At 46.9% G+C, this 2,582-nt stretch carries 2 tRNA genes and 2 rRNA genes; all 4 read left to right on the forward strand.

Annotation, left to right across the window (positions count from 1 at the left end):
* Positions 1–194, forward strand: a 16S ribosomal RNA gene (locus QUB39_RS30325); the annotation flags it as partial.
* A gap of 83 nt (positions 195–277) precedes the next feature.
* A tRNA-Ile gene (locus QUB39_RS30330) sits at positions 278–354 on the forward strand.
* 84 nt (positions 355–438) lie between these two features.
* Positions 439–515: transfer RNA gene (locus QUB39_RS30335), tRNA-Ala, on the forward strand.
* A 188-nt stretch (positions 516–703) separates the two neighbouring features.
* Positions 704–2,582 (forward strand): 23S ribosomal RNA (locus tag QUB39_RS30340); the annotation flags it as partial.

The following is a 2,582-nucleotide window of genomic DNA, read 5'->3' on the forward strand; positions in this document are numbered from 1 at the left end:
TCGCTAGTAATCGTATATCAGCAATGATACGGTGAATACGTTCCCGGACCTTGCACACACCGCCCGTCAAGCCATGGGAGTCGGGTGTACCTAAAGTCGGTAACCGCAAGGAGCTGCCTAGGGTAAAATCGATGACTGGGGCTAAGTCGTAACAAGGTAGCCGTACCGGAAGGTGCGGCTGGAATACCTCCTTTTTAGAGTATGTTTACGCTTACACACTGTTGCTTCTCTTTCTTTCAATTTTATTAGTTCTTATTTTATTATTGGTTCCCGATCCAGACCCGTAGCTCAGTTGGTTAGAGCGCTACACTGATAATGTAGAGGTCACCAGTTCAACTCTGGTCGGGTCTACCAAAAGCTAGTTGAAAAGTTGACTAGTTGAATGGTTGAAAGTTAGAGCAATCAACTAATCAACTTATGACTAATCAACCTTGAAACGGGGGGTTAGCTCAGTTGGCTAGAGCATCTGCCTTGCACGCAGAGGGTCATCGGTTCGACTCCGATATCCTCCACCAAAACGAAACAAGTTCTTTCAAACATTCAGATGTAGACACCAGGTCTATAAGGTTCGTAGCCTTAACATCTACTTTTATCAGCTTCGGTTGATATCAAGTTCTTTGACATATTGGAAAAGCGATCTCATAAAATTGAGTATCAAAATCAAAAAGTTAGTGGTGGTAACATCACTGCAATTTCTAAATTTTTTAAAGCGAATAAGGGCACACGGTGGATGCCTTGGGTCTGAGAGGCGATGAAGGACGTGGTAAGCTGCGATAAGCTAAGGAGAGCTGCACACAAGCGTTATATCCTTAGATTTCCGAATGGGACAACCCGCTATGTTGAAGACATAGCATCCGTCGCAAGACGGAAGCCAACCCGGAGAACTGAAACATCTAAGTACCCGGAGGAAAAGAAAATAACAATGATTCCCTGAGTAGTGGCGAGCGAAATGGGAAGAGCCCAAACTTATGGAGCGTGCTCCATGAGGGTTGTAGGACCACATTTAGAAACTCTCATCAAACTGAATCTTCTGGAAAGTTGAGCCATAGCAGGTGATAGCCCTGTAGGTGCAAATTGAGAGGGACGAGTGGTATCCTGAGTAGCGCGGGACCGGAGAAATCTTGCGTGAATCTGCCAGCACCATCTGGTAAGGCTAAATACTCCTCAGACACCGATAGTGAACCAGTACCGTAAGGGAAAGGTGAAAAGCACCCCGAACAGGGGAGTGAAATAGTACCTGAAACCGTGTGCTTACAAGCGGTCGGAGCAGCGCAAGCTGTGACGGCGTGCCTTTTGCATAATGAGCCTACGAGTTACTCCTGACTGGCGAGGTTAAGTTCTTGTGTAACGGAGCCGAAGCGAAAGCGAGTCCAAATAGGGCGATTAGTCAGTCGGGGTAGACGCGAAACTTTGTGATCTATCCATGGGCAGGTTGAAGGTTAGGTAAAACTAACTGGAGGACCGAACCCGTTGACGTTGAAAAGTCTTGGGATGACCTGTGGATAGGGGTGAAAGGCCAATCAAACTGAGAGATAGCTCGTTCTCCCCGAAATGTTTTTAGGAACAGCGTCACATATTGAAGTTTATTAGAGGTAGAGCTACTGATTGGGCTAGGGGGCTTCACCGCCTACCAAACCCTGACAAACTCCGAATGCTAATAAATATCTGTGGCAGTGAGGCTGTGGGCGCTAAGGTCCATGGCCGAGAGGGAAATAACCCAGATTAGCAACTAAGGTCCCTAATAAGTAGTTAAGTTGATCAAACGAGGTGGGACTTCTATAACAGCCAGGATGTTGGCTTGGAAGCAGCCATTCATTTAAAGAGTGCGTAACAGCTCACTGGTCGAGAGGTCCTGCACGGAAAATAATCGGGCATCAAACTACTAACCGAAGTTCTAAAATTGTACTTGTACAATTGGTAGGGGAGCATTGAAATCTGCATCGAAGGTGTACGGCGACGTATGCTGGAGCGATTTCAAAAGAAAATGTAGGCATAAGTAACGATAAAAGGAGTGAAAAACTCCTTCGCCGAAAGTCTAAGGGTTCCTGATCAACGTTAATCGGATCAGGGTTAGTCTGGTCCTTAGGAAAACCCGAAAGGGGCATCTGATGGAAAACTGGTTAATATTCCAGTACCTGCTATACATTAAAAGTGACGCAGAAACGTGGTGGTTACGTCCTGACGGAATAGGGCGTTGAGCTGAACCTTCGGGGGAGGCGAAACCATAAAATTTCTGCCAAGAAAAGCGAGTATAGCAGCCAGTACCGCAAACCGACACAGGTAGACGGGATGAGTATTCTAAGGCGCTCGGGTGAGCCGTGGAGAAGGAACTAGGCAAATTGACGCTGTAACTTCGGGATAAAGCGTACCTACTTCGGTAGGTCACAGTAAAATGGTTCAACCAACTGTTTAACAAAAACACAGGGCCCTGCAAAATCGAAAGATGACGTATAGAGCCTGATACCTGCCCGGTGCTGGAAGGTTAAGGAAGGGTGTTCGGCGCAAGCCAAAGCTCCTGACTGAAGCCCCAGTAAACGGCGGCCGTAACTATAACGGTCCTAAGGTAGCGAAATTCCTTGTCG

The sequence above is a fragment of the Microcoleus sp. AT8-B5 genome (assembly GCF_036705565.1).
In the GTDB taxonomy this organism is placed as follows: Bacteria; Cyanobacteriota; Cyanobacteriia; order Cyanobacteriales; family Microcoleaceae; genus Microcoleus.